Here is a 24766-nt window from a genome sequence, read left to right as displayed (position 1 = left end):
CCGCCGTCGGCCGCGGATCGGGGGGCACCCCGGCGGCCGAGGCCGGAGGGGCCGCCCCGACCGTGGCGAGAGCGACCAGCAGGACGACCACCGGGAGCGCACGGCGGCAGGACGGCACGGGGAGCAGGCGAGTCGGCACGCGGCGGACGCTAGGAGCGCCGGCGCCCTCGGTGGGGTCGGCGACGCTCCGCTGTGGACAACCCCGGTCCCGGGCACGCGGAACCGCGGCCACGACCCCGGCCGGGGGCACCGCTGTGGACAACCGCGCACGGACGGCCGGAAGTGTCGGTGGGGCGTTCTTCGTCGCCCCCTCGGGGGAACCCCGGACTTTCTCCGGGCGTTGTCCGGAGGCACCCACCCCGCGGAAGCGGCATCGTGAGGTGCAGGGCGGCGAGAACCGCCGCCGACCGGAACGAGGAGCTCGACGAAACCATGGCAACCACCCTCACCCGCCCGCGCAACGGCGCCGTGATCGCCGGTGTCTGCGCCGGCCTCGCGCAGCGCTTCGGCCTGAGCCCGTTCGTGGTGCGGCTGATCTTCCTGCTGTCCTGCCTGCTCCCGGGCCCGCAGTTCGTGATCTACATCGTGCTGTGGATCATCATGCCGAGGGCCCCGTACTGACAGACCCGTAGGCATCGACCCGGCGGTGATCGACCGGGGCTGAGTGCGGTAGACACGCCGACCGTGTCCCGCACCCTGCTCACCGGCCTCCGGCTGCCCGGCCGGCCCGGTCCCGTCGCGATCGAGACCGAGGCCGGCCGCGTCACCTGGACCGGTGAGGCCGAGGAGGCCCGGGACCGGAGTGGTGCGCGCGTCGAGGACCTGGACGGGGCGCTGCTGACCTCGCCCTTCGTCGACGCGCACGTGCACGCGACGGCCTCCGGTCTCCTGCTCGACGGCTTGGACCTCACCCGCTGCGCGACCGCGGCGGAGGTCCTGGACGCGGTGGCGGCGGCCGCGGGGGCCGCCCCGCCGTCCGCCGTCGTGTGGGGGCACGGCTGGGAGGAGGACCGCTGGTCCGGCGCGCCGCCCACCCGGGCGGAGCTGGATCGCGCCGCCGACGGCCGGGCCGTCTACCTCAGCCGGATCGACGTCCACTCGGCCCTGGTGTCGACCGCCCTGGTCGACCGCGCCCCGGGAGCCGTCGGGGCCCCGGGGTGGAGCCCGACCGGCCCGCTGAGCGCCGACGCCCACCACCACGTCCGCCGCGCCGCGCTCGCCGCGCTCGATCCCGCGCAGCGCCGCTCGGCCCAGCGCGCCTTCCTCGACCATGCCGCCGCCCGCGGGGTGGCGGAGGTGCACGAGTGTGCGGGCCCGGAGATCTCCGGCCGCGCGGACCTCGCGGACCTGCTCGGGAGCGGGCACGGCGTGCACGTCGTCGGCTACTGGGGCGAGGCCGTCGACAGCCCCGAGGCCGCCGCCGCCCTCCGCGCGGGGACCGGGGCGCACGGCCTGGCCGGCGACCTGTTCGTCGACGGCTCGCTCGGTTCCCGCACGGCGGCGTTGCACGCCCCGTACCGGGACGCCCCCGGCTGCACCGGCAACCGGTACGTCGAGGCGGAGACCCTGGCCGCGCACCTCACGGCCTGCACCCGCGCCGGGATCCAGGCGGGCTTCCACGTGATCGGCGAGGCCGCGGTCGAGGACGCCGTCGCCGCGCTGGAGGAGGCCGCCCGCCGGACCTCGCCCGCCGCGGTCCGCGCCGCCCGGCACCGCCTCGAGCACCTGGAGATGGTCGACGCCGGCCAGGCGGCCCGGCTGGCGGCGCTCGGCGCCGTGGCCAGTGTCCAACCGCTCTTCGACGCCCTTTGGGGCGGTCCGGACGGCATGTACACCGCCCGGCTCGGGGCCGAGCGGGCGCGCGGCATGAACCCCTTCCGCGCGCTGGACGAGGCCGGCGTCGTGCTCGCCTTCGGCTCGGACTCCCCGGTCACCCCGCTGGACCCGTGGGCCGCGGTCCGCGCCGCGACCGCCCACCGCACCCCGTCGTCGTCGGTCGACGAGGCCACCGCCCTGGCCGCGCACACCGCCGGCGGCCGGTACGCCGCGGGCGGCTCCGGCACACCCGTTCCGGTGAACGGCGGCCCGGCCTCCTATGTGCTCTGGGAGGGCACCGAGTGCCTGCGCACGGTGCGCGAGGGCCGGGTCCTGCACGACACCGGGGGCAGTCCCGAGGAGTGACGTCGGGCGCCCCCGCTTCCGGCGCGCCCCGTTGTTCTGGCATCCTGTTCGGCGTGATCGACCGGACCAGCCGCCGCCCCCTCGTGGGTCGCTGCTGTCCGGGGTGTTGTCGCTGTTGCCGCTGACACCCCCGGAACCGTCCGCCCGCCGCACTCCCGCGGCCCACACAGACTGCGATCACCTCCATGACCGCCTCCGCGGCCCCTGCTCTCAGCACCACTCCCGCCACCAGCCCTCGCACCGCCGTCTCTGCCGCCCCGGCGCTCGCCGAGCCCGACCTCCGCGGGCACACCGTCGTCGCCCTCCACCCGCACCCGGACGACGAGGCGATCTTCACCGGCATCACGCTCCGCCGCCTCGCCGACGCCGGCGCGCGCATCGTGCTCGTCATGGCCACCGGCGGTGAGCTGGGCGGGTCCCGGGTCCCGCTGCGGACCGGCGAGACGGTGCGGCAGCGCCGGATCGCCGAGCTCGAGCACGCCGCGGAGCTGCTCGGCGTCGCCCGCCTCGTGCTGCTGAACCGCCGCGACTCCGGCCTGCCGGGCGGCCCGGACAGCACCCATGCCCGCGCGCTCGCCGGCGCCGAGCCCCTCGCCCTGGCGAGCCGGCTCGCCGAGATCGTCGACGACGAGGGCGCAGGCACCCTGCTCGCGGACGACGAGCTGGGCGTCTACGGCCACCCCGATCACCGGATGGCGGGCGTGGTCGGCACCATCGCCGCCGAGCTGACCGGCGCCGACGCCTACCTCGCGACCGTCGACCGGGACGGCCTCGGTCCCGACGGCCACCTCGTGCACGGCGCCGCCCGCGCCGCGGCCGTGTCCTTCGGCCGCGAGGGCGGCGAGATCGGGCTGACCGTCACCGGCGACACCCGGCACCTCGCGGTCAAGCGGGCCGCGATCCTCGCGCACGCCAGCCAGGTCGACCCGGCCGAGCTCCCGGAGCACGCCTTCGCCGGCGCCTACGGCCGCGAGTGGTTCCGCCGCACCGGCCCCGCCGCCCGGCCCGGTGTCCTCGACCTCCTCTAGCAGACTGCAGGAGGGCGCGCCGTAGGCTCGTGCCGTGGCCGCTCCGACCGTCGACCCCGCGCAGGCCGGGTCCGCCCCCCGGGTCCCGCGGTCCACCCGGTCACTGCGGCTGCTGGCCCGGGCGCTCCCGGCGATCGCCGCCGGGGTGGTGCTCTACCTGAGCTTCCCGCCGCGCGGGCTGTGGTGGCTGGCGCTGCCGGTGTTCGCGGTGCTCGGCGTGCTGCTGCGCGGCGTGCGCGCCCGCCGCGGGTTCCTCCTCGGATTCCTGTTCGGCCTCGGCTTCCTGGTCCCGCTGCTGAGCTGGACCGGGAGCTTCGTCGGGGCGCTGCCGTGGCTGGCCCTGTGCCTCTTCGAGGCGCTCGCGTTCGGCCTCGCCGGTGCGGGTATGGCGGTGACGTCCCGGCTGCCGGCCGCGCCGCTCTGGGGCGCGGCCGTGTGGGTCGCCGCCGAGGCGCTGCGCAGCCGGGTCCCGTTCGGCGGCCTGCCCTGGGGGAGGGTGGGGTTCGGCCAGCCCGAGGGCCTCTTCCTGCCCACGGCGTCGGTCGGCGGGGTGCCGCTGCTGTCGTTCGTCACCGTGCTCGCCGGCCTCGCGCTCGGCGAGCTCGTCCGACGCCTGGTGCGCCGGGAGGTCCGCGCCGCGGTGGTGCCGGCCGTCCTCCTGGTGATCGCGCTGGTGGTGGGCCCGGTCGCCGGTCTCGTCCCGGCCACCGTGAACGGCCCGCCGAAGTCGATCACCGTCGCCGCGATCCAGGGCAACGTGCCACGGCTGGGCCTGGACTTCAACGCCCAGCGCCGCGCCGTGCTGGACAACCACGTCCGGGTCACCGAGCAGCTCGCGGCCGACGTGGCGGCGGGCCGCCGACCGCAGCCCGACGTCGTGATCTGGCCGGAGAACTCCTCCGACATCGACCCGTTCCGCAACGCCGACGCCGCCGCGGTGATCTCCGAGGCCGCCGCCGCGATCAAGGCGCCGATCCTGGTCGGGTCGGTCCTCGTGAACTCCGACCGGACGGCCAGCAACACGATCCTGGTGTGGGACCCGGTGCTGGGCCCGGTCGCGCGCAACGACAAGCGGCGGATCCAGCCCTTCGGCGAGTACATGCCGTGGCGGTCGTTCTTCCGGCTCTTCTCCAGCTACGTCGACCGTGCGGGCAACTTCGTCCCCGGTCCCGGTCCCGGCGTGCTGCAGGCCGGGGGCGCGGACATCGGCATCGCGATCTGCTGGGAGATCGCGTTCGACGACCTGGTCGCGGACAGCGTGTCGGCGGGTGCGACGATGCTCGCCGTCCCCAGCAACAACGCCACCTTCGGCCTGTCGGAGATGACGTACCAGCAGCTGGCGATGTCCCGCGTGCGGGCGGTCGAGCACGATCGGCCGGTCGTCGTGGCGACCACCTCGGGGGTGAGCGCGACGATCACCCCGGAGGGCGTCGTGACCGGCAGTACCGGGCAGTTCGTGCCCGGAACCCTGGTCGCTGTCGAGTCGCTGGAGGACACCACTACGCTGGCCACTCGGCTGCGGTCCGTGCCGGAGTGGGCGCTGACCGCAGTGGGAGTCATGGCGATCGGCGCCGCGCTGCTGGCCGGAAGGCGGGCACGCCGGGGTGCGGCCGCCGCGCAGGAGGGGGTGGGGTCCCGCACGGGGCCCACGGACGCCCCCCGGGCAGGAGAGGACGTCGATGGCTGAGCCCCCGGGACCGGTCCTGGTGGTCATCCCGACCTACGAGGAGCGGGAGAACCTCGGCCGGGTCGTCGCGCGGCTCAACGCGGCCGTGCCGGCCGCGGACATCCTGGTCGTCGACGACGCCAGCCCGGACGGCACGGGCGAGCTCGCCGAGGAGATGGCGGCCGCGGACCCGCGCGTGCGCGTGCTGCACCGGGAGGGCAAGAGCGGGCTCGGTGCCGCCTACCTCGCCGGTTTCCGGCACGCCCTGAGCGGCGAGCACCAGGTCGTCGTCGAGATGGACGCGGACGGCTCGCACGCCCCCGAGGACCTGCCCGCCCTGCTGGCCGCGCTGGAGGAGGGTGCGGGCGCCGACCTCGTGCTCGGCTCCCGGTACGTGCCCGGCGGGGAGGTCGTCAACTGGCCGGCCCACCGCGAGTGGCTCTCCCGCGGCGCGAACCTGTACGCGCGGCTGGCGCTGGGCGCGGACGTCCGCGACATCACCGCCGGCTACCGCGTGTACCGCCGGCAGGTGCTCGAGCAGCTCGACCTCGACTCGGTGATCTCGCAGGGCTACTGCTTCCAGATCGACCTCGCGTGGCGCGCGCTGCAGGCCGGCTTCCGCGTCGTCGAGGTGCCGATCACCTTCACCGAGCGGCAGATCGGCTCGTCGAAGATGGACGGCGCCGTGATGCTCGAGGCGTTCGTGAACGTCGCGCGCTGGGGCTTCGAGCACCGGTTCCGGCGCCTCCGCCCTGCCCGCGGCACCCGGGACACCGCAGCCGGCGACGGGTCCGTCCGCGCCTGATCACCGCTCGTTAGGCTCCGGCCATGAGTGGTGCGGAGCGCGAGACGCTGACCTGGGACCTGTTCGGCACGGCCTCCCGCGAGCTGGCCGAGCAGATCGCCGACAGCGGCTACCGGCCGGACATCATCCTGTCGGTCGCGCGCGGCGGGCTCTTCGTGGCCGGCGCCCTCGGCTACGCGCTCAGCGTGAAGAACCTGCACGTCATGAACGTGGAGTTCTACACGGGGGTGGGGGAGCGGCTGCCGCTGCCGGTCATGCTGCCGCCCGTCCCCAACGTCGTCGACCTGTCCGGGGCGAAGGTCCTCGTGGCGGACGACGTGGCGGACACCGGGGCCACGCTGAAGCTCGTGCGGGACTTCTGCGGCGAGCACGTGGCGGACGTGCGGTGCGCGGTCGTGTACGAGAAGCCACAGAGCGACGTGCGCTGCGAGTACGTCTGGCGGCACACCCCGCTCTGGATCAACTTCCCCTGGTCGACGCTGCCCCCGGTCGTCCAGGCCGAGGTGCTCGACGCATGAGGGTCCCTACAGGGCCGCCAGCTCCGGCTCGAGGTCGTCGAGGCCCAGCGACCCCTGGGACAGCGCGGCCATGTGCCAGGCCTTGAGGTCGAAGTCCGCGCCCCGCGCCCGCTTCGCGGCGTCCCGGCCCGCCAGCCACGCGCGCTCGCCGAGCTTGTAGCTGATGGCCTGCCCGGGCCCGCCCAGGTACCGCAGCAGCTCGCTGTCGAGGAACGCCGCGTCCCGCCCGCAGTAGGCGCCGAAGAAGTCCCGGGCCAGCGCGGGGGTCCAGGTCAGGCCGGCGTGCACCGGCGAGTCGGCCGGGACCGCCAGCTCCAGGTGCATGCCGATGTCGATGACGACGCGGATCGCCCGCATCATCTGGGCGTCGAGGTAGCCGAGCCGCTCGCCGGGGTCGGTGAGGAACCCGAGCTCGTCCATGAGCCGCTCGGCGTAGAGCGCCCACCCCTCGAGGTTGCCGCTGATCATCCCGGCCGAGGCCTGGAAGGTGGAGAGCTCACCGGCGCACAGTGCCCACTGGCCGAGCTGCAGGTGATGCCCCGGGACGCCCTCGTGGTACCAGGTGCTCACCAGGTCCCACATCGGGAAGCGGTCGCGGCCGAGGGTCGGCAGCCAGGTCCGGCCGGGCCGGGAGAAGTCCAGCGAGGGCTGCGTGTAGTACGGGGCGGCGGCGCTGCCCTCGGGCGCGATCATCGCCTCGACCCGGAGCAGCTCGGGGGCGAGGTCGACGTGCGTGCCCTGCAGGACCGCGATCGTGTCGTCCATGATCCCCTGCAGCCGGGAACGGATCGCGTCGAGCCCCACGACGATCTCGCCGTGTGTCTCGAGGTGCGCCATCGCCTCGCGCGGCTCGACGCCCGGCAGGATCCGCGCGGCCTCGGCGCGCTGCTCGCCGAGGATGCGGTGGAACTCCGACCAGGCCCAGTCGTAGGCCTCGCGGGGGTCGAGGTCGGCGCCCGTCCAGCGGCGGACGGCCACCCGGTAGCGCTGCTCACCGACCGCGTCCGCCACGCCCTCGGTGCGCGGGCGGTACTCGCGGGCGAGGAACTCCCGCAGCGTGCCGAGGGCCGCGGTCGCGGCGTCGGCGCTGCCCGCGGGGAGGCCGGCGTCGGCGGCGAAGGAGGCGAACCAGTCCGCCGCGAGCCACGAGCCGAACTGGCCGACGACGGCGTCGACCTGACGGGGCGCGGCGAGCAGCCCGCGGTCGGCGCCGACCCGGAGGCTCTCGGCGTAACCGGCGAACGCGGCGGGGAGGGCGCCGAGCCGGGCGGCGAGGTTCGCCCGCTCCTCGGCGGTGCCGGTGGGCATCAGCGTGAGCGTGGTGCGCAGGTCCTGGACCGGCCCGAACAGGATCTGGACGTTGCGGAGGTGCTCGCCGAGGGTGCGGGTCGCCTGCGCGGCGGCGAGCCGCTCGCGGAGCAGCCGGGCGCACCGGCGCTCGGTGTCGTTCTCCGGCTCGCCGGCGGCGTCGAGGTGAGCGAGGGTGTCCCGGTCGAGGGCGTCGAGCGCCTCCTCGCCGGCGGGGGAGAGGTCGGGGAGCCGGTCCTGGCCGGTGGGCAGGCCCAGCGAGGTCGCGAGCAGCGGGTCGAGCTCGGCGTGCGCGGCGACGTGGGCGTCGGCCAGGTCCCTGATCGTGCGTGCGGACATACGGTCATCATCGCCTGCCCGCCCCCGGACACGACGAAGCCGGGCCCCACGGGAGGTGGCCCGGCTTCGTGGTGTGCTGCGGCGCGTTCGCCGTGGCGTCGCCGTCGCGACGCCGACCCGTTCGGGAGGGTCAGGCGATCTCGGCGCGACGCTCGCGGAGCAGGTCGAGGCGCTCGTTGAGCAGCTCCTCCAGCTCCGGGATCGAGCGGCGCTCCAACAGCATGTCCCAGTGGGTGCGCGGCGGCTTGGTCTTCTTCTGCTCCGCCTCGACACCGTCCACCCGACGCCCGACGCCGCCCTGGGGCGACTCCCAGGTCGCGGGCGCCTCGGCGTCGTTCGCGAACGGCACCTCGAACTCATGGCCCGAGGGGGAGACGTAGCGGACCAGCTGCCGCGGCGCCAGGTCGTGATTCCGGTCGGTCTCGTAGCTGACAGCCCCGAGCCGGCTGCCACGGAGCACGCGGTCGGCCATGCGTCATCCTCCCGTCTTCGGCCGAGGGGGGCACCCCTCGACGGTCACGTCGTCGCCACCCGGTGTAACGTCTGCGGTGCAGCCGTGCATTCCCGGGGGAGGCATTGCGCGGGCACGCCGAGGTCATCGCGACCGTCGGTCACCCGCTCCTGTCCCGACGTCAGAGTGTGGCCCATCGGGCGCTTTGCCACACGCGAATGTGACGTGTCAGCCTTCTGTGACTTACCTCACCGGCCGGTCGCGGAGTGTTTACACAAGGGTGGCTTCCCGTTACCCGCGATCGTCATGCATCAGGATATGCGCAGGTGGGAGTGCTTGCAGCGCGAACCGTCGGGTGTCCGACGATCCACCCGCCGGATCACCCCGCCGGCGACTCCGGCCGGCGGACGGGCCACAGCGCGAGCAGTCCGGCCGCGAGCACCACGAGGATCCCGACGGTGCCGGCGCGGTCCGAGCCGAACGCGTACGTGAAGAAGCCCACGAGCGTCGGGGCGAGGAAGGACACCGCCCGGCCGGTCGTGGCGTAGAGACCGAACATCTGGCCCTCCTGGCCGGGCGGGGTGAGCCGGGCCAGGTAGGTACGTGACGAGGACTGCGCCGGCCCCACGAACAGGCACAACCCGAGCCCGAACACCCAGAAGGCCGTGGGGCCTGACAGGAACAGCAGCACCACGCCGCACACGAGCAGCCCGACGAGGGAGGCGACGATGACGGCCTTCGGGCCGGTCCGGTCGTCGAGCCAGCCGCCGGTGAGCGCGCCGAGCGCGGACACGACGTTGGCGGCCACGCCGAAGACCAGCACGTCGCCCGGGCTCAGCCCGTACACGCTGACGGCGATCACGGCGCCGAACGTGAACACCGCGGCCAGCCCGTCCCGGAACAGCGCGCTGGCCCCGAGGAAGTAGACGGTGTGCGGGCTCGTGCGATGCAGGTCCCGCAGGTCGACGACGAGCTTCCGGTAGCTCGCCCGCACGCCCAGCCGCGGCGCCCGGTCGAGGGCCGGGGGCGCCTCCGGCACGACGAGGAACAGCGGGATCGCGGCCACCGCGAACCACACCGCGGCGACGAGCGCGACCACCCGGACGTTGAGCCCGCCCTCGGTGCTCACGCCGAGCGCGCCGCCCTCACCGGCGATGAACAGCACGTACACGGCCAGGAGCAGCACGATCCCGCCGAAGTACCCCATGGACCAGCCGAAGCCGGAGACGCGGCCGATCGTCGCGGGCGTGGAGATCTGCCGCAGGACCGCGTTGTAGGAGACCTCGGCGAGCTCGAAGAAGATCGAGCCCAGGGCGAGCAGCAGCAGGCCGAGCCAGAGGTAGTGCCAGTCGTCGCGCACGAAGAACAGCAGCGCCATCGACGCGACCGTCGCGGCGGTCCAGATCGCGGTGGACCGCAACCGCCGTCCGGCCCGGTCGGCGCTCTGCCCGACGACCGGCGCCAGCAGGGCGATCACCAGCCCGGCGGCGCCGATGGAGTAGCCCAGCCAGCTGTTGGCGTCGACCGAGCCCGGCAGGTCCCGGCCGACGGTGTCGGTGAGGTAGACGGAGAAGACGAACGTGAGCGTGATCGTGTTGTAGGCCGAGGAGCCCCAGTCCCAGAAGGCCCAGGCGAGCACCTGTCGCCGCGCGACCCGAGCGTCTCCGGTCCGGTCCGCGGGGGCGGCCTCGCTGCTCACCGCGGCAGCCTAGAGCGCGGGGCGCGCCGGGAGGGAGGAGGCGCGACGGTCACCCGGCGATCACCACAGCGCGATCACCACAGCGCGATCGACACAGCGCGATCGTCACAGGGCGATCAGGAGGTCCGGCCGGTCGGAGAGCAGACCGTCGACCCCCATCGCGAGCAGCTCGCGCATCTCGGCCGGCTCGTCGACGGTCCAGACGTGGACCTCGAGGCCCGCGCCGTGGGCCCGGGCGAGCAGCCGGTCGTCGACCACGGTGAGAGGACCGAACCGCCGCGGGATCTGGGCGAGGCCGCCGCGGACCCGGGGCAGGACCGGCTCCACGTACGGGAGGGCCGACGGGGAGGCGTCGAGCCAGGCGCGCGCCCGCAGGCCGAGGACCGCCTCGAAGCCCATCGACGTGAACAACCGTGGACCGATCGTGCGGGCCCGCCGGAGCCGGCTCTCGTGGTAGGCGCCCAGGCAGACCCGGTCCCAGGCGTCGAGCCGCTCCAGCACGGCGAGGGTCGGCAGGACGACGGCGTCGGACTTCAGCTCGATCGTGAACCGGGTCTCCGGCAGCGCCGCCAGCACGGACTCCAGCCGCGGCACCGGCTCCCGCCCGGCCACCAGGGCGTCCTCGATCACTGCGGCGGGCAGGCGGGCGAGCAGGCCGTTGCCGTCCGTGGTGCGGTCGAGGCTCATGTCGTGGTGGACCATCGGCACGCCGTCCGCCGACGCGTGCACGTCCATCTCGATGTAGGAGAAGCCGTTCGCCACCGCGAGCTCGAAGCCGGCGAGGGTGTTCTCGCAGCCCGCCAGCTCGCCGATGTGCCAGCCGCGGTGCGCATAGCGGCGCGGATGGGGCCCGTCGAGGTACGGGTGCCTGTCTCCGCTCATGGTCGGCTCCGCACGCTCCGCCTCCGTCACGCCGGGCACCCTCTCATCCGCGGCCGATCACGCGCGACGGGGCAGGCGTTGCCGCTCGGTGAACAGCAGGGGTTCGAGCAGGTCACCGTGCTCGTCGAGGCGGGCGGGCAGGTCGTCGAGGGTGAAGACGAGGTCGTCCGGACGGCGGCAGGCCCGCACCTCCTCCCAGGTCACCGGGGTGGCGACGGTCGGGCGGGAGCGGCCGCGCAGCGAGTAGCTGCCGATCGTCGTCTTGGCGGTGTTGTTCTGGCTCCAGTCGACGAAGACCTTGCCGCGTCGGCGCGCCTTCGCCATCACCGACGTGACGGTGCGCGGGGACTCGTCGGCCAGCCGCTCGGCGAGGGCCTTCGCGAACTCGATCGTCTGCTCGGCGCGGCTCACCGCGACCGGCAGGTAGAGCTGCAACCCCTTGCCGCCCGACGTCCGGGGGTACGCCACGAGGTCGTCCTCGGCGAGCACCTCGGCGATCCGCTGCGCGACCCGGCAGCACTCGACGACCGTCGTCCCCTCGCCGGGGTCGAGGTCGAAGACGACCAGGTCCGGCTCATGACGGCCACCGCGCGGCCCGACCCGCCACTGCGGCACGTGCAGTTCGAGGGCGGCCAGGTTCGCCGCCCAGGCCAGCCCTTCCTCGCTCTCGATCAGCGGGAAGTCGGCGGACTCCGACCGCCCGCCCGGCGTCCCGACCCGCTCGGTGCGGATCCAGTCCGGCGCGTGCCGCGACACGTCCTTCTCGAAGAACGAGGGCTTCTCGACACCGTCCGGCCAGCGGACGAGCGTGACCGGCCGGCCCTCGAGGTGCGGCAGCATGACCGGTGCGACGGCGCGGTAGTGCGCCAGCACGTCCGCCTTCGTGGTGCCGGTGAGCGGGTAGAGGACCTTGTCGGGGTTCGTGAGCTTCGCCCGGCCCACCCCGGCCTTCCCACCGGTACGCGTCGAACGCGGCTTCTCCGGCTCGGCGATCTCGCCCACCTCCCGCCAGGTGTCGGAGCGTGTCCCGGGCAGGTACGGCGAGTCCGCCCGCTTGGCGACCAGGCCCGGCAGGCCCTGCCCACGAACGGCGTCGAGCACGGCGGCGCCCGTGTCCGCCGGGTAGACCGGGGCGAGGCGCCAGTGCGGGCCGGACAGCGGCAGCTCGGTGAGCAGGTCGTGCCGGTCGGCAAACCCCAGCCCGCAGGTGTCCCGGCCGTCGAGGAACAGCAGGTCGGAGATCCAGAGCTCGCCGCCGCGGGTCAGCTCGGCGTCGAGCAGCATCGCGGTGGCCCCGACCGACGGCCCCAGCTCGGCGAGGGTCTTCGCCGTGACCTCCTCGCCGTCGGCCGTCACCCGGGTCCGCCCGCCGTCGAGCTCGACGATCACCCGGCGACCGCCGAAGCGGACCTGCAGCAGCCACCCCTCGGGATCCTCCGGCAGTTCGCCCCGCACCCCGCGCATGGGGGCGGTGTCGTGGGGGAGGGGAGTGCGGTCGGTGCGGTCGGACCGCTTCAGCAGCCAGCCGTCGCGGCGCTCGCGGTTGCTCTTGACCAGCACGTACTTCCCCTGCGCCCGCTCGCCGTGCAGGGTGAACGCGACCTCGCGGTCGGACCACTTCTCGGTCTCGTAGCGGCCGTGGTCCCAGATCGTCATGGTCCCGCCGCCGTACTCGCCGGGCGGGATCTCGCCGGAGAACTCCAGGTACTCCAGGGGATGGTCCTCGGTCCGCACGGCCAGCCGCAGGGTCTCCGTGTCGACCGGCAGGCCCTTCGGCACCGCCCAGGAGGCGAGGACGCCGTCGCGCTCCAGCCGCAGGTCCCAGTGCAGCGCGCGGGCGTGGTGCTCCTGGATCACGAACCGGTCGCCGGGCCCCTCCGCCGCAGCACCAGACCCCGGGTCGGTCTCCGGCACGGGCTCGGGAGTGCGGCCGCGGGCGCGCTTGCGGCGGTACTCGTCGAGCGGCACGTGGTCAGGCTAGCGCCGTGCAGGGCTTGTCACCGGGCGTGATCGTCTGCGAGCATAGCCTTACCTGACGAAAGGCTGGCCTGCATGTACGTCTGCATCTGTCACGCCGTGACGGACGTCGAGCTGCGCGACTGCATCGGCGAGGGCGCCCGGACGGTCGAGGACATCGGCGACGCGTGCGGTGCCGGCACGGGGTGCGGGAGCTGCCTCGACACGGTCGACGTCCTGCTGGCCGCGGAGCTCGCCCCGTCCGTGATGTCGGACCTGCCGCTCTCCGCCTGACCGTCCACGACCCCGCCGACAGGGTCTTTGCGCAGGTAAGCCTAGCCGTCGCACAGTCCGTCCTTCGTGGATCCGGGCGAACCGGACCCACTACCGTTCGTGCCGCCCGTCACAGCGAACGAAGGACGACGCCATGCGAGGGGACCCGGAGATCATCTCCCTGCTCAACGAGCAGCTCACCAGCGAGCTCACCGCGATCAACCAGTACTTCCTGCACGCGAAGATGCAGCAGAACTGGGGCCTGACCAAGCTCGCCGCCTACACCCGCAGCGAGTCGATCGACGAGATGCGGCACGCGGAGAAGATCACCGATCGCATCCTGTTCCTGGAGGGCCTGCCGAACTACCAGCGCCTGTTCCAGCTGCGCATCGGCACCAACGTCCGCGAGATGCTGCAGTCCGACCTCGCCATCGAGCTGGAGGTCGTGCAGCGGCTCCGGCCCGGCATCGCGATGTGCCGATCCAAGGGCGACATCACCACGGCGAACCTCTTCGAGGAGATCCTCGCCGACGAGGAGCACCACATCGACTACATCGAGACGAACCTGGAGCTGATGGACCGCCTGGGCGAGCAGCTCTACCTGGCCCAGCTGGTCGACCAGCCTCCCACGCCCGGCTGATTCCGCGTTCCCCTCGGGAGGAGTACACAGATCGCGGGGTGTCCACCCGGGACACCGAGGGGGACGTCATGACCGAGAACGTGAGTGCAGGCGGCCGGGCGGGCGACTCCGGGCAGCGCCCGGTCGACGGGATCCGCGAGTTCGCCGGCGCCGTCTGGTGGATGGTGCTGCTGCGCGGCGTCCTGATCGCCCTGTTCGGGATCATCGCGCTGGTGAGCCCGGGGATCGCGCTGCTGACCCTGGTGTTCCTGTTCGGCTTCTACGCGATCCTCGACGGCGTCGTCGCCGTGGTCATGGGCGTCCGGGCGCGGAAGACCGCCGCACACTGGGTGTGGCCGGTCGTGCAGGGCGTGCTGTCGGTGATCGCCGGCATCGTCGCGCTGGCCTGGCCCGGGGTCACGGCGTTGGCGCTGCTCTTCGTCGTGGCGTTCTGGGCGATCGTCATGGGCGTCGCGGAGATCGCCGAGGCGTTCACCGCGCGCCGAGCCGGGGCGCACGCCTGGGGCTGGACCCTCGTCGCAGGCATCGTGAACATCCTGTTCGGCCTCGCCCTGCTCGTGTGGCCGGCCACCGGGATCCTCGCGCTCGTCTGGCTCGTCGGCCTGTTCGCGCTGATCGGCGGCGTGATCCTGATCGGCTGGGCCTTCCGGATCCGGGCGATCGCCAAGGGTGCCGCGGGCGGCCAACCCTCGGCGAACCTGTCATAACGGGTACGGCGGCGCGGCTCGGGTCGCAGAATAGCGCGATCGAAGATATGTTCGAACCATGACCGATCGCGACACCCAGGACCAGACCAGCACGCCGGCGGCGAAGGACCCGGAGGACTGGACCACCGGCGACGAGCCGATCACCGGCCCGCAGCGCTCCTACCTGGAGACGCTCGCGCAGCAGGCGGGCCAGGAGCTGCCCGAGGACCTCGGCGGCCTGACCAAGGCCGAGGCGTCGAAGCGCATCGACGAGCTGCAGGCGGCGGCCGGCCGGGGGCAGTGAGCGCCGGTCGGTCCGGCTCGCCCGGCAGCGGGTCGAGCCGGACCCCGACCGCGCCCCGACCGCTCGCGACCCCGGTCGGGCACGGTGCATCTCGGGCGCGCTCCGTGGCACGATCACCGGGGTGAGCAGCAGACCCGCCGCGAACCTGAGCGACCTGGCCCGCCTGCGCCGCGTCAAGGACCGGATCGACCGGGAGTACTCGCAGCCGCTCGACGTCGAGGCGCTGGCCCGCGGCGTGCACATGTCGGCGGGGCACCTCAGCCGCGAGTTCCGGCGGGCCTACGGCGAGTCGCCGTACTCCTACCTGATGACCCGCCGCATCGAGCGGGCGATGGCGCTGCTGCGGCGGGGCGACATGAGCGTCACCGAGGTCTGCTTCGCGGTCGGCTGCTCCTCGCTGGGGACGTTCAGCACGCGCTTCGCCGAGCTCGTCGGCATGCCGCCGGGCGCCTACCGCCGGGCCGCCGAGGAGGCGACGGTGGACATCCCGTCGTGCGTGGTCAAGCAGGTGACGAGACCGGTCAGGAATCGAGAAGCCCCGGCCGGCAGGGCGCCGCTAGCGTCCTCGTCATGACAGCGCAGAGCACGGACATCGTCATCAGCCAGAGCTACCTCCCCCACACCGGCAAGGACGAGGCGATCGTCTTCTACCGGGACGTCCTCGGCTTCGAGGTGCAGAACGAGGTCGGCTACAACGACATGTACTGGATCACCGTCGCCCCGCCCGGGCAGCCGGAGATCGCGATCGTTCTGCACCCGCCGGCCGCGGACCCGGGGATCACCGACGACGAGCGCAGGGTCATCTCCGAGATGATGGCCAAGGGCACCTACGCCGCGATCAACCTGGCCACCAAGGACCTGGACGCGACGTTCGACCGGCTCCAGGCCGCCGACGCGGAGGTCGTCCAGGAACCGATGGACCAGCCGTACGGCGTGCGGGACTGTGCCTTCCGCGACCCGGCCGGCAACATGATCAGGATCAAGCAGCTCGGCTGAGCGGATCGCACCACAGGGGGAGACACGGGATGAGCACGGCCACGGAGACGGAGTCCCCGTCGCTGCACGCCGCCGACAGCCACGACCTGATCCGCGTGCACGGCGCGCGCGAGAACAACCTGAAGGACATCAGCGTCGAGCTGCCGAAGCGGCGGCTGACGGTGTTCACCGGGGTCTCCGGCTCGGGCAAGAGCTCGCTGGTCTTCGGCACGATCGCCGCGGAGTCCCAGCGGCTGATCAACGAGACCTACAGCACGTTCGTACAGGGCTTCATGCCCACGCTGGGGCGCCCGGACGTCGACGTCCTCGACGGCCTGACCACCGCGATCATCGTCGACCAGGAGCGGATGGGCGCCAACCCGCGATCCACCGTCGGCACGGTCACGGACGCCAACGCCATGCTGCGGATCCTGTTCAGCCGGCTGGGCCGGCCGCACATCGGCTCGGCCCAGGCGTTCTCGTTCAACGTGGCCTCGATCAGCGGCGCGGGCGCGGTCACCATCGAGAAGGCCGGGCAGAAGGTGAAGGAGCGCCGGGAGTTCAGCATCACCGGCGGCATGTGCCCGCGCTGCGAGGGCCGGGGCGCGGTCAACGACATCGACCTGACCGCGCTGTACGACGAGACGAAGTCGCTCAACGAGGGCGCCATCACCATCCCGGGCTACAGCATGGAGGGCTGGTACGGCCGCATCTACCGCGGCTGCGGCTACTTCGACCCGGACAAGCCGATCAAGGACTTCACCACGCGGGAGCTGCAGGACCTCGTCTACAAGGAGCCCACGAAGATCAAGGTCGAGGGCATCAACCTGACCTACAGCGGACTGGTCCCGCAGATCCAGAAGTCCTACCTGTCGAAGGACATCGACGCCCTGCAGCCGCACATCCGTGCCTTCGTGGAACGGGCGGCCACCTTCAGCACCTGCCCGGAGTGCGGGGGCACCCGGCTGACCGAGGCGGCCCGGTCGTCGAAGATCAAGGGCATCAGCATCGCCGACTGCTGCGCGATGCAGATCAGCGACCTGGCTGTCTGGGTCCGCGAGCTGGACGAGCCGTCGATGCGGCCGCTGCTGCAGTCGCTGGGGGAGACGCTCGACTCGTTCGTCGAGATCGGGCTGGGCTACCTGTCGCTCGAGCGCCCGTCCGGCACCCTCTCCGGCGGGGAGGCGCAGCGCACCAAGATGATCCGCCACCTCGGCTCCTCGCTCACGGACGTCACCTACGTCTTCGACGAGCCGACCATCGGCCTGCACCCGCACGACATCCAGCGGATGAACGACCTGCTCCGGCAGCTGCGGGACAAGGGCAACACCGTGCTCGTCGTGGAGCACAAGCCGGAGGCGATCGCGATCGCCGACCACGTCGTCGACCTCGGCCCGCACGCGGGTGCTGCGGGCGGCGAGGTGGTGTTCGAGGGCACCGTCGAGGGACTGCGGGCCAGCGGCACGCTGACCGGACGGCACCTGGACGACCGCCCCTCGGTGAAGCCGTCGGTGCGGAAGGCCTCCGGGGCGCTGGAGGTCCGGGGCGCGGAAACGCACAACCTGCAGGGCGTGGACGTCGACATCCCGCTCGGCGTGCTCTGCGTGGTCACCGGGGTGGCGGGCTCGGGCAAGAGCTCGCTGATCCACGGTTCGGTGGCCGGCCGGGACGGTGTGGTGGCCGTCGACCAGGGCGCCATCCGCGGCTCCCGGCGCAGCAACCCGGCCACCTACACCGGCCTGCTCGAGCCCATCCGCAAGGCCTTCGCCAAGGCCAACGGCGTGAAGCCGGCGTTGTTCAGCGCGAACTCCGAGGGCGCCTGCCCGAACTGCAACGGCGCCGGGGTCATCTACACCGATCTCGCGATCATGGCCGGGGTCGCCACCACGTGCGAGCTGTGCGAGGGCAAGCGGTTCGACGCGTCGGTGCTCGAGTACCACCTGGGCGGCAAGGACATCAGCGAGGTGCTCGCGATGCCGGTCGCCGAGGCGGTCGAGTTCTTCGGCGCGGGCGAGGCCAAGGTCGCGGCCGCGCACAAGATCCTCGAGCGGCTCGCCGCCGTCGGGCTCGGGTACCTCACCATCGGGCAGCCGCTCACCACGCTGTCCGGCGGCGAGCGTCAGCGGCTCAAGCTGGCGACCCACATGGGCGACAAGGGCGGCGTCTACGTGCTCGACGAGCCGACCACCGGTCTGCACCTCGCCGATGTCGAGCAGCTGCTCGGGCTGCTCGACCACCTGGTCGACTCCGGGAAGTCGGTGATCGTCATCGAGCACCACCAGGCGGTCATGGCCCACGCGGACTGGATCATCGACCTGGGCCCGGGTGCCGGTCACGACGGGGGGCGGGTCGTGTTCGAGGGCACGCCCGCCGATCTCGTCGCCGCCCGCTCGACGCTGACCGGCGAGCACCTCGCGGCGTACGTGGGGGCCTGACCAGGGCAGAGCCGGCCGGGACCGTCGGAAGAGGACGGAGCTCGCTCCCTGGACCGGGGGAACGGGATCGGGCACCATCCCCGTCATGACCGAGAAGGACCAGGACTCCGCGGTCGCGCCCTCCACGGACGGCGTGATCGCCTCGGTCGGCAGCGTGGCGACCTCCGAGAGCGTCGCGGTCGCGGGCAGCGTGGGCACGACCCGCAGTGTCGCCGTGGCCGGGAGCGTGGCGACGGTCGGCAGCGTGGGCGTGGTCCGGAGTGCGGCCACGGCCGGCAGTGTCGCGGTCGCCGGCAGCGTGGCGACCGCCGGGAGCGTCGCGGTGGCCGGGAGCGCGGCCACGGCCGGCAGCGTCGCGGTCGCCGGCAGCGCCGCCACGGCCGGGAGCCTCGGGATCGTCGCCAGCCTGCTCACCCTTCTCGGCGTCGGCCTCCAGAAGTGCGTGGCCACGCTGGCCTGCGTGAACTGCACGCGGTGCGTGGGCTGCATCGGGTGTGTCGACTGCGTGGACTGCGTCGGGTGCATCGGCTGCGTCGGCCTCCGTGGCGCGGTCGGGCAGCGGGGCGTCCGGGCCTGACGCGATGCAGATCGGCCTGCACGCCCTCGGGATCGGGACCGGCGCCCGGCGGTCCGTCATCGACGCGGTCGCGCTCGCCGCGGAGACCTGCGGCTTCGCCACGCTGTGGGCGGGGGAGCACGTCGTCATGGTCGACCGCGGGTCCTCGCGCTACCCGTACTCGGCCGACGGGCGGATCGCCGTGCCGGCCACGGCCGACTGGATCGACCCCCTGATCGGCCTCAGCTTCGCGGCCGCGGCCACCTCCACGATCCGCGTCGCGACGGGCGTGCTGCTCCTGCCGGAACACAACCCGGTGCTCGTGGCCAAGCAGGCGGCGACGCTGGACTCGCTGTCCGGCGGCCGGCTCACCGTCGGCGTCGGCGTCGGCTGGTCGCGTGAGGAGTTCGACGCGCTCGGGGTGCCGTTCGCGCGGCGAGGGGCGCGGACGGACGAGTACGTCGCCGCGATGCGCGCCGTGTGGCGCGACGACGTCGCCTCGTTCACGGGCGAGTTCGTCCGCTTCGACTCCGTGCGGGTCAACCCCAAGCCGGTCCGCGGCAGGACGATCCCGATCGTGTTCGGCGGCAACAGCGACTCGGCGCTCCGCCGCGTGGCAGCCGCCGGCGACGGGTGGTACGGGTTCTACCTGGACGACGTCGGCCACGTCGCCGAACGCGTCGGGTTCCTGCAGACGCAATGCCGGAAGGCGGGACGCGACATCGCGGAGCTGCGGCTCGCCGTCGCGCTGCGCAGTCCGGAGGTCGACGACGTCGCGAGGCTCGCCGACCTCGGGGTGGACGAGGTGGTGGTCGTCGAGGGCCCGCCCGCGGATCCGCGGGACGCCGCCGGATGGGTGTCGGCCCTGGCCGACCGCTGGCTCCCGCCCGCGACGCGCGGCTGACCGCCGGCCGGCCGGGCAACACGCGCCGACCTGCGGTGTGATCAGCGCCTGGCTTCCATCCGGGCAGCCGCGGCGAGGACGGCCGCGGCGTGCTGCCTGGCGACCTCCGGGTCGGACAGGGTGCGGCCCGGAATGATCAGGATCCCGGCACCGAGCAGGTGGACCCCGCCCTCCCAGGTCAGCTTGTACGGGGTGCGCTCTGCGTAGCCGGGGGGCTGGACGGGCTCGGGCAGCTCCACGATCGCGTGCACGGGCGTGCCGGAGCGTTGCTCGTCCGATGGGCACAGGTCGACGACTCGATCCGCGGGAGCCACTACCTCTCCTGACGTGTGGCGAGGCGGGCAGCCTCGGTGAGGGCCTTGCCGAGCGTCAGGAGCCCGGCCGTCGGTGCTGCGTGGCGGACGGCCCGGGCGCACTCGGGGGGAGGGGGTGCCGCGCGGAGGGGGGCGCGGCACCCCTGGCTGTGGGACCGGAGGTTCGGAGGGGCTTCGACCCGGAGGATCACGGCGGTGGCCGGCCGACGCAGGTGCCGGTCGGAGCGGGCCGGCTCCGCGGGGGGCCCGGGCGGGGCGGGCATGACGATTCCCTTCCGATCGAGTGCGGATCATGTCCGGGGCTGGTCGGACCGCCGGGTAGCGGGCCGCGTCACGCCACCCGGCGGGGGTCGATGGTCCTCTCGGCCCCGTCGCGTCGAGTTGCGGGGACCTGGCGTACGACCGGCCGGCAGCGAGTCCGGTCGTCGGGGGAGGGCCGGTCGATCAGGGCGGCGATCCGGGCGACCGGATCGCAGTCGCCCTGATCGACGGGCTCGGGGGCGGGGGAGCGAACGATGGGGTGGGGCCCGGCCTCGAGCCGTACGGTGATGTGCGCGCGATTCCGGCCCGTGCCTCTGGTGAGGGGGAGTTCCGTCGTCGCGTCCACACTGCGCACTGCCACGCTGTCCACGGCGACGAGACTGCCGCTCGGGGGGCGCCGTGTCGTCACGGCTTCCGTCCATCTCGGCTACCGGCTGGGACGCCCTTCGCCTTCCTGCTGCCTGCAATGTGCGTTGAACCGCTCGGCTGCCATCCTGAGCCCCGTGTGCGGGTGCATGATCGTGGACGACAACGAGCGGTTCCTCGCTGTCGCTCGCGACCGGCTCACTCGCGACGGTGTGAACGTCGTCGGCACCGCCCGGACGCAGACGGAAGCACTGGAGAAGGCCGGAACGCTGAAACCCGACGTCGTCCTCGTCGATATCGGTCTGGGCAGCGAGAGCGGTTTCGAGCTTGCTCGTCGGCTCGTCGCGGCCTTCCCCGACCTCCGCTCGCACATCGTCCTGATCTCGACCCGCGGCCAGGAGGATTTCGAGGACCTGATCGCGGCCAGCCCCGCAGTGGGTTTCCTCGCGAAGGACCTGCTCTCCGCGAGGGCGGTGCACGATCTGATCTCACTGCAGGGGTGCTGACCGCCTTCGCAACCCGATAGCGTCTACGCCGGAGCGCATGACGATGGCCTGGACGACGGGTGCGGAGCGCCGGGGTGCGACACGCCCGGTGCACGGGCTGCTGGCCGGTGCGGTGCTGACGGTGGCCGTCACCGCGCTGGTCGCGCTGCTCGAGCCCCTCGTGCCGGATCTCCTGGGCATGCCCCTGCTCTACTTGCTCGCGGTTCTTCCGGTGGCGATCCGCTGGGGCGCGGGCCCGGGCGCGGCGGTCGCGGCGGCGAGCGCCGCCGTCTTCGCCGGGGTCTTCGTTCGCCCCCGGCTGACGTTCCAGGCTGCGGACACCCGGTATGCCGTGGCGGTGGGGGTCTTCCTCCTCACCGCGCTGGCGGTGGTGTTCCTGGCGGCACGCCTGCGGCGAGAGGGCCGCGAGCCGGCGCGGTCGTCGGGGGAGCAGGCAGCGCTGCACGAGGCGGCCACGCTCGTCGCCCAGGGTGCACCCGCATCCGAGGTGTTCGAGGCCGTGACCCGCGGGATCGGCCGGCTCTGCGAGGCCGACGTCGTCGGTCTGGAGCGCTTCGGGCCGGGTGGGTCGACGACAGAGGTCGCCCGGTGGAGCCGCGAGGGGGCCTTCCCGGACCGGATCCCGTTCCACGGGGCGGACATCGCCCGGCAGGTCCGGCTGGCGGGAGCGGCGGTCCGGGCGGGCTCGGGTACCGCAGGCGCCCGTCCGTCGATCGGTGTTCCGGTCGTCGTCGACGGGCGGGTCTGGGGGCTCGTCACGGCGTCCCGCGCGAGCGGGAGCCCGTTCGGCCGCGGCGCGGAGTCGCTGATCAGGACGTTCGCCGAGTTCGTGGCGTCGACGGCGGACAACTCCCGCCGCCGGGAGGAACTGGCCAGGCTCGCGGCCGAGCAGGCCGGGTTGCGCAGGGTCGCGACGCTCGTCGCACACGGCGCGCCCCCGCAGGAGGTGTTCGGCTCGGCCAACGAGGAGATCGCCCGGCTCCTCGAACCCGATCGGACCACCCTCGTGCGCTTCGAAGCCGACGGCACCGCCACGTTCCTCGCCGGCATCGGCTGGCGCGGACGAGGAATGCACATCGGCCGGACCCTCGAGGTGCCACCGCCGTTCATGCCCCTGCAGTCGGGCCGCGTGGTGCGCATCGACGATGTCAGGGAGCATCCTGACCTGGCCGACACCGTGACCAAGCAGGCTGTCCTGGCCAGCGTCGCCTGCCCGATCCTCGTCGAGGGACGGATCTGGGGTGCGTTCGGCGTGGAGTCACGCCGCGGAGCGCTTCCGGCCGAGACCGAACAACGGCTCGTCGACGTCACCGAGCTCATCGGCACGGCACTCGCGAACGCCGAGAGCCGCGCCGAGATCACCCGGCTCCTGGCTCACCAGGCGTCGTTGCGGCGGGTGGCCACGCTCGTTGCTCGGGAGGTTCCGCCGGACGAGATCTTCCAGGCCGTCGCGGACGAGATCGGGCAGGTGTTCGGCGCCGACATCCTGCACATGGTCCGGGTGGACCCCGACGGAGGCGCAAGCGTCATCGCGCGGATGGGCGACCACGCGCAGGCCGTGGGCGAGCGATACCGGTTCCCGCCGGGACTGGCGATGACCGAGGCGCTGCAGACGGGGGCCCCGGCCCGCCGTGACCATTACGGCGACGTCGGCGACGAGTCCTATGCCGACGCCATCCGGCACACGGAGATTCGGTCCGGTGTGGCGATCCCGATCTGCGTCGACGGACGTACCTGGGGGACGCTCGGCATGGCGACCAGGGACGAGCCCTTCCCTGCCCAGACCGAGCAGCGCCTGGCCGACTACACCGAGCTCGTCGCGTTGGCCATCGCGAACGCCGCCAGCCGTTCCGCGCTGCACCGGCTGCTGGACGAGCAGGCCGCGCTGAGGCGGCTGGCGGTGCTCGTCGCCCGAGGGCAATCGCCCCTGGCGGTCTGTACGGCGGTGGCCGAGGAGTGCCGGCGGCTGCTGGGGATCGAGGAGATCCAGGTCGTGCAGTACGAGCCCGACGGCACGGGGGTCCTGCTCGTGGCCCTAGCAGCGCCCCGGCTGGGGTCCGCGCCGGGAACGCGGTTCCCGCTCGACGATGTGGACTACCTCATGCAGTCGCCGCGCCGCTACGCCGCGTTGCTGGTCTGGCGCACCGGGCGGGCCGCGCGGCTGGACTCCGACCGATGGGACGACGTCGCACGCCGGCACGCGTCCGGTCCACGGTGGAAGGGAGTCCGCTCGGTGTCGGCCAGCCCGATCGTCGTGGACGGCCGGCTCTGGGGTTCGATCACCGTGACCGCGCGGCGCGAGCCGTTGCGGGCCGACACCGAGGAGCGGATGACCCGCTTCGCCGAGCTGGTCGCGATGGCCATCGGCAATGCACAGAGCCGGGCCGAGCTGGCCGCCTCCCGGGCGCGGATCGTTGCCGCGTCCGACGAGACCCGCCGCCGCATCGAGCGCGACCTCCACGACGGCGCCCAGCAGCGGCTCGTCTCGATGGGGCTCGAGCTGCGGTTGACCCAGGCCGGGGTGCCCGAGCGCCTCCCGCAGGTGCGCGCGGACCTCGGCCGCCTCGCCGACGAGGTCACCGCGGTCCTGGACGAGCTGCGCGAGATGGCCCGCGGGATCCACCCCGCGATCCTCTCCGAGGGTGGGCTGCGGCCCGCCCTGCGCACCCTGGCACGGCGGTCGCCGATCCCGGTCACGCTGGACGTCCTCAGCGACCGCCGGTTCCCGCAGCCGATCGAGGTCGCGGCCTACTACGTGGTGTCGGAGGCACTGACCAACGCCGCGAAGCACGCCGGCGCGTCGGATGTCGCCATATGCCTGACCGAGGAGGACGGCGCCCTCCACCTCTCGGTCCGCGATGACGGGGTGGGCGGAGCCGACCCGCGACGCGGGTCCGGACTGATCGGACTGCGGGACCGGGTGGAGGCACTCGGCGGGACGATCCTGGTCGAGAGCCCGCAGGACGCCGGCACGACGATGCTGGTCACGCTCCCGATCGCGCCGGAGCCGGCACCCGTCAACGACTCTCGAGGAAGGTCAGCACCGCAAGCACCCTACGGTGGTCCTCCTCGGTGTCCGTGAGGTCCAGCTTCGTCAGGATGCTGCGGACGTGCTTCTCGACGGTCCCCTCGGTGATCCACAATCGGCGAGCAATGCCGGCGTTGGACCGGCCTTCCGCCATGAGCGCCAGCACGTCCCGCTCCCGCTGGCTGATGGCTGCCAGCGGATCGTTACGCGTGCGCGCGGTCACCAGCTCCTGCACGAGCGCCGGGTCGACGACCGAACCACCCCGGGCGACCCGCTGGAGCGTGTCGATGAACTCGTCGACGTCGCTGATCCTGCTCTTGAGCAGATAGCCGACCCCGCGGCCGCTCGCCAGCAGCTCCATCGCGTGGTCGACCTCGACATGGGCCGAGAGGACGAGGATCCCCGTCTCCGGCAGCTCCCGGCGGATCTGCTTCGCTGCGTCCAGCCCCTCGGTTGCGTGGGCGGGCGGCATCCGAATGTCGACCACCACCAGGTCGGGCGGGTCCTTTCGAACCAGCTCGAGGAGCTGGAAGGCGTCGCCCGCCTGGCCCACGACCTCGAAGCCCCTTCGCGCGAACAGGCTGGCCAGTCCTTCACGGAGCAGGACGTCGTCGTCGGCGACAACCACCCGCAGTGCGGTCATGGCAGTAGCGGTTCCGCCTGGCCGGCGAGGGCGCGCACGTGC

Annotated in this window: 24 protein-coding genes; 17 read left to right on the top strand and 7 right to left on the bottom strand. The window is 73.3% G+C overall.

Annotation, left to right across the window (positions count from 1 at the left end; genetic code table 11):
* Positions 1–432 precede the first annotated feature (432 nt).
* The 6 genes from AB0B41_RS28260 to AB0B41_RS28235 all read left to right on the top strand — a co-directional run bounded on the left by AB0B41_RS28260 (position 433) and on the right by AB0B41_RS28235 (position 6198).
* Positions 433–621: a PspC domain-containing protein gene (locus AB0B41_RS28260; protein ID WP_358208592.1), complete on the top strand. Its 189-nt coding sequence runs from the start codon at positions 433–435 to the stop codon at positions 619–621.
* Positions 622–684: 63 nt separating this feature from the next.
* Positions 685–2181, top strand: a complete 1497-nt coding sequence (locus AB0B41_RS28255; RefSeq protein ID WP_358208590.1) for an amidohydrolase family protein — start codon at positions 685–687, stop codon at positions 2179–2181.
* 185 nt (positions 2182–2366) lie between these two features.
* Complete coding sequence (locus tag AB0B41_RS28250; protein ID WP_358208588.1) at positions 2367–3209, top strand: PIG-L deacetylase family protein; 843 nt, start codon at positions 2367–2369, stop codon at positions 3207–3209.
* Positions 3210–3243: 34 nt separating this feature from the next.
* Positions 3244–4896: an apolipoprotein N-acyltransferase gene (gene lnt / locus AB0B41_RS28245; RefSeq protein WP_358208586.1), complete on the top strand. Its 1653-nt coding sequence runs from the start codon at positions 3244–3246 to the stop codon at positions 4894–4896.
* Entirely contained in the window at positions 4889–5680 is a 792-nt protein-coding gene (locus AB0B41_RS28240; RefSeq protein ID WP_358208584.1) for a polyprenol monophosphomannose synthase, read from the top strand. The genes lnt and AB0B41_RS28240 overlap by 8 nt, the downstream gene beginning before the upstream one ends.
* A gap of 23 nt (positions 5681–5703) precedes the next feature.
* Positions 5704–6198, top strand: coding sequence for a phosphoribosyltransferase (locus tag AB0B41_RS28235; protein WP_358208582.1), 495 nt, complete (start codon positions 5704–5706; stop codon positions 6196–6198).
* Positions 6199–6204: 6 nt separating this feature from the next.
* Here the strand turns inward: AB0B41_RS28235 and AB0B41_RS28230 are convergent, their stop codons facing one another.
* From AB0B41_RS28230 to ligD, 5 genes are all read right to left on the bottom strand, one after another.
* The gene (locus AB0B41_RS28230) at positions 6205–7845 is read right to left on the bottom strand and encodes a DUF885 domain-containing protein (RefSeq protein WP_358208580.1); all 1641 of its coding nucleotides are present in this window, start codon (positions 7843–7845) and stop codon (positions 6205–6207) included.
* Between the two features lie 130 nt (positions 7846–7975).
* Positions 7976–8317 carry an RNA polymerase-binding protein RbpA gene (locus tag AB0B41_RS28225; RefSeq protein ID WP_358208578.1) on the bottom strand — a complete coding sequence of 114 codons (342 nt, stop codon included), beginning with the start codon at positions 8315–8317 and terminating at the stop codon, positions 7976–7978.
* Positions 8318–8675: 358 nt separating this feature from the next.
* Positions 8676–9995 carry an MFS transporter gene (locus AB0B41_RS28220; RefSeq protein WP_358208576.1) on the bottom strand — a complete coding sequence of 440 codons (1320 nt, stop codon included), beginning with the start codon at positions 9993–9995 and terminating at the stop codon, positions 8676–8678.
* A 105-nt stretch (positions 9996–10100) separates the two neighbouring features.
* The gene (locus tag AB0B41_RS28215) at positions 10101–10877 is read right to left on the bottom strand and encodes a glycerophosphodiester phosphodiesterase family protein (protein WP_358208574.1); all 777 of its coding nucleotides are present in this window, start codon (positions 10875–10877) and stop codon (positions 10101–10103) included.
* Between the two features lie 57 nt (positions 10878–10934).
* A complete protein-coding gene (gene ligD, locus AB0B41_RS28210; protein WP_358208572.1) occupies positions 10935–12845 on the bottom strand; it encodes a non-homologous end-joining DNA ligase in 1911 nt (636 codons plus the stop codon).
* Positions 12846–12929: 84 nt separating this feature from the next.
* Between ligD and AB0B41_RS28205 the strand changes: the two genes are divergently transcribed.
* From AB0B41_RS28205 to AB0B41_RS28165, 9 genes are all read left to right on the top strand, one after another.
* Positions 12930–13127: a (2Fe-2S)-binding protein gene (locus AB0B41_RS28205; RefSeq protein WP_358208570.1), complete on the top strand. Its 198-nt coding sequence runs from the start codon at positions 12930–12932 to the stop codon at positions 13125–13127.
* 133 nt (positions 13128–13260) lie between these two features.
* Positions 13261–13746: a bacterioferritin gene (gene bfr, locus AB0B41_RS28200; protein WP_037038919.1), complete on the top strand. Its 486-nt coding sequence runs from the start codon at positions 13261–13263 to the stop codon at positions 13744–13746.
* Positions 13747–13814: 68 nt separating this feature from the next.
* The gene (locus AB0B41_RS28195; protein WP_358208568.1) at positions 13815–14453 is read left to right on the top strand and encodes an HdeD family acid-resistance protein; all 639 of its coding nucleotides are present in this window, start codon (positions 13815–13817) and stop codon (positions 14451–14453) included.
* Between the two features lie 58 nt (positions 14454–14511).
* Positions 14512–14736 (top strand): DUF3072 domain-containing protein, encoded by a 225-nt coding sequence (locus AB0B41_RS28190; protein ID WP_358208566.1) that lies wholly within the window; start codon positions 14512–14514, stop codon positions 14734–14736.
* Between the two features lie 121 nt (positions 14737–14857).
* Positions 14858–15310, top strand: coding sequence for an AraC family transcriptional regulator (locus tag AB0B41_RS28185; RefSeq protein WP_358208564.1), 453 nt, complete (start codon positions 14858–14860; stop codon positions 15308–15310).
* Complete coding sequence (locus tag AB0B41_RS28180; RefSeq protein WP_358208562.1) at positions 15307–15732, top strand: VOC family protein; 426 nt, start codon at positions 15307–15309, stop codon at positions 15730–15732. The genes AB0B41_RS28185 and AB0B41_RS28180 overlap by 4 nt, the downstream gene beginning before the upstream one ends.
* 29 nt (positions 15733–15761) lie before the next feature.
* Positions 15762–18146, top strand: coding sequence for an excinuclease ABC subunit UvrA (locus tag AB0B41_RS28175; protein ID WP_358208560.1), 2385 nt, complete (start codon positions 15762–15764; stop codon positions 18144–18146).
* Between the two features lie 85 nt (positions 18147–18231).
* Complete coding sequence (locus tag AB0B41_RS28170; protein WP_358208558.1) at positions 18232–18723, top strand: hypothetical protein; 492 nt, start codon at positions 18232–18234, stop codon at positions 18721–18723.
* Positions 18724–18727: 4 nt separating this feature from the next.
* Positions 18728–19606 (top strand): LLM class F420-dependent oxidoreductase, encoded by an 879-nt coding sequence (locus AB0B41_RS28165; protein ID WP_358208557.1) that lies wholly within the window; start codon positions 18728–18730, stop codon positions 19604–19606.
* Positions 19607–19647: 41 nt separating this feature from the next.
* Here the strand turns inward: AB0B41_RS28165 and AB0B41_RS28160 are convergent, their stop codons facing one another.
* A complete protein-coding gene (locus tag AB0B41_RS28160; protein WP_358208555.1) occupies positions 19648–19920 on the bottom strand; it encodes a hypothetical protein in 273 nt (90 codons plus the stop codon).
* A 782-nt stretch (positions 19921–20702) separates the two neighbouring features.
* On the opposite strand from AB0B41_RS28160, the gene AB0B41_RS28155 reads away from it, so the two are divergent.
* On the top strand, positions 20703–21053 hold the full coding sequence (locus AB0B41_RS28155; RefSeq protein ID WP_358208553.1) for a response regulator: 351 nt from the start codon (positions 20703–20705) through the stop codon (positions 21051–21053).
* A gap of 37 nt (positions 21054–21090) precedes the next feature.
* Positions 21091–24135, top strand: coding sequence for a GAF domain-containing protein (locus AB0B41_RS28150; protein ID WP_358208551.1), 3045 nt, complete (start codon positions 21091–21093; stop codon positions 24133–24135).
* Here AB0B41_RS28150 and AB0B41_RS28145 read toward each other — a convergent pair.
* Positions 24071–24715, bottom strand: coding sequence for a response regulator transcription factor (locus AB0B41_RS28145; RefSeq protein ID WP_358208594.1), 645 nt, complete (start codon positions 24713–24715; stop codon positions 24071–24073). The two genes, AB0B41_RS28150 and AB0B41_RS28145, sit on opposite strands and share 65 nt — an antisense overlap.
* Between the last annotated feature and the right edge of the window lie 51 nt (positions 24716–24766).

Source organism: Pseudonocardia sp. NPDC049154 (genome assembly GCF_040648315.1).
Classification (GTDB): domain Bacteria; phylum Actinomycetota; class Actinomycetes; order Mycobacteriales; family Pseudonocardiaceae; genus Pseudonocardia.
This window is presented reverse-complemented; position numbering and strand designations above follow the sequence as displayed.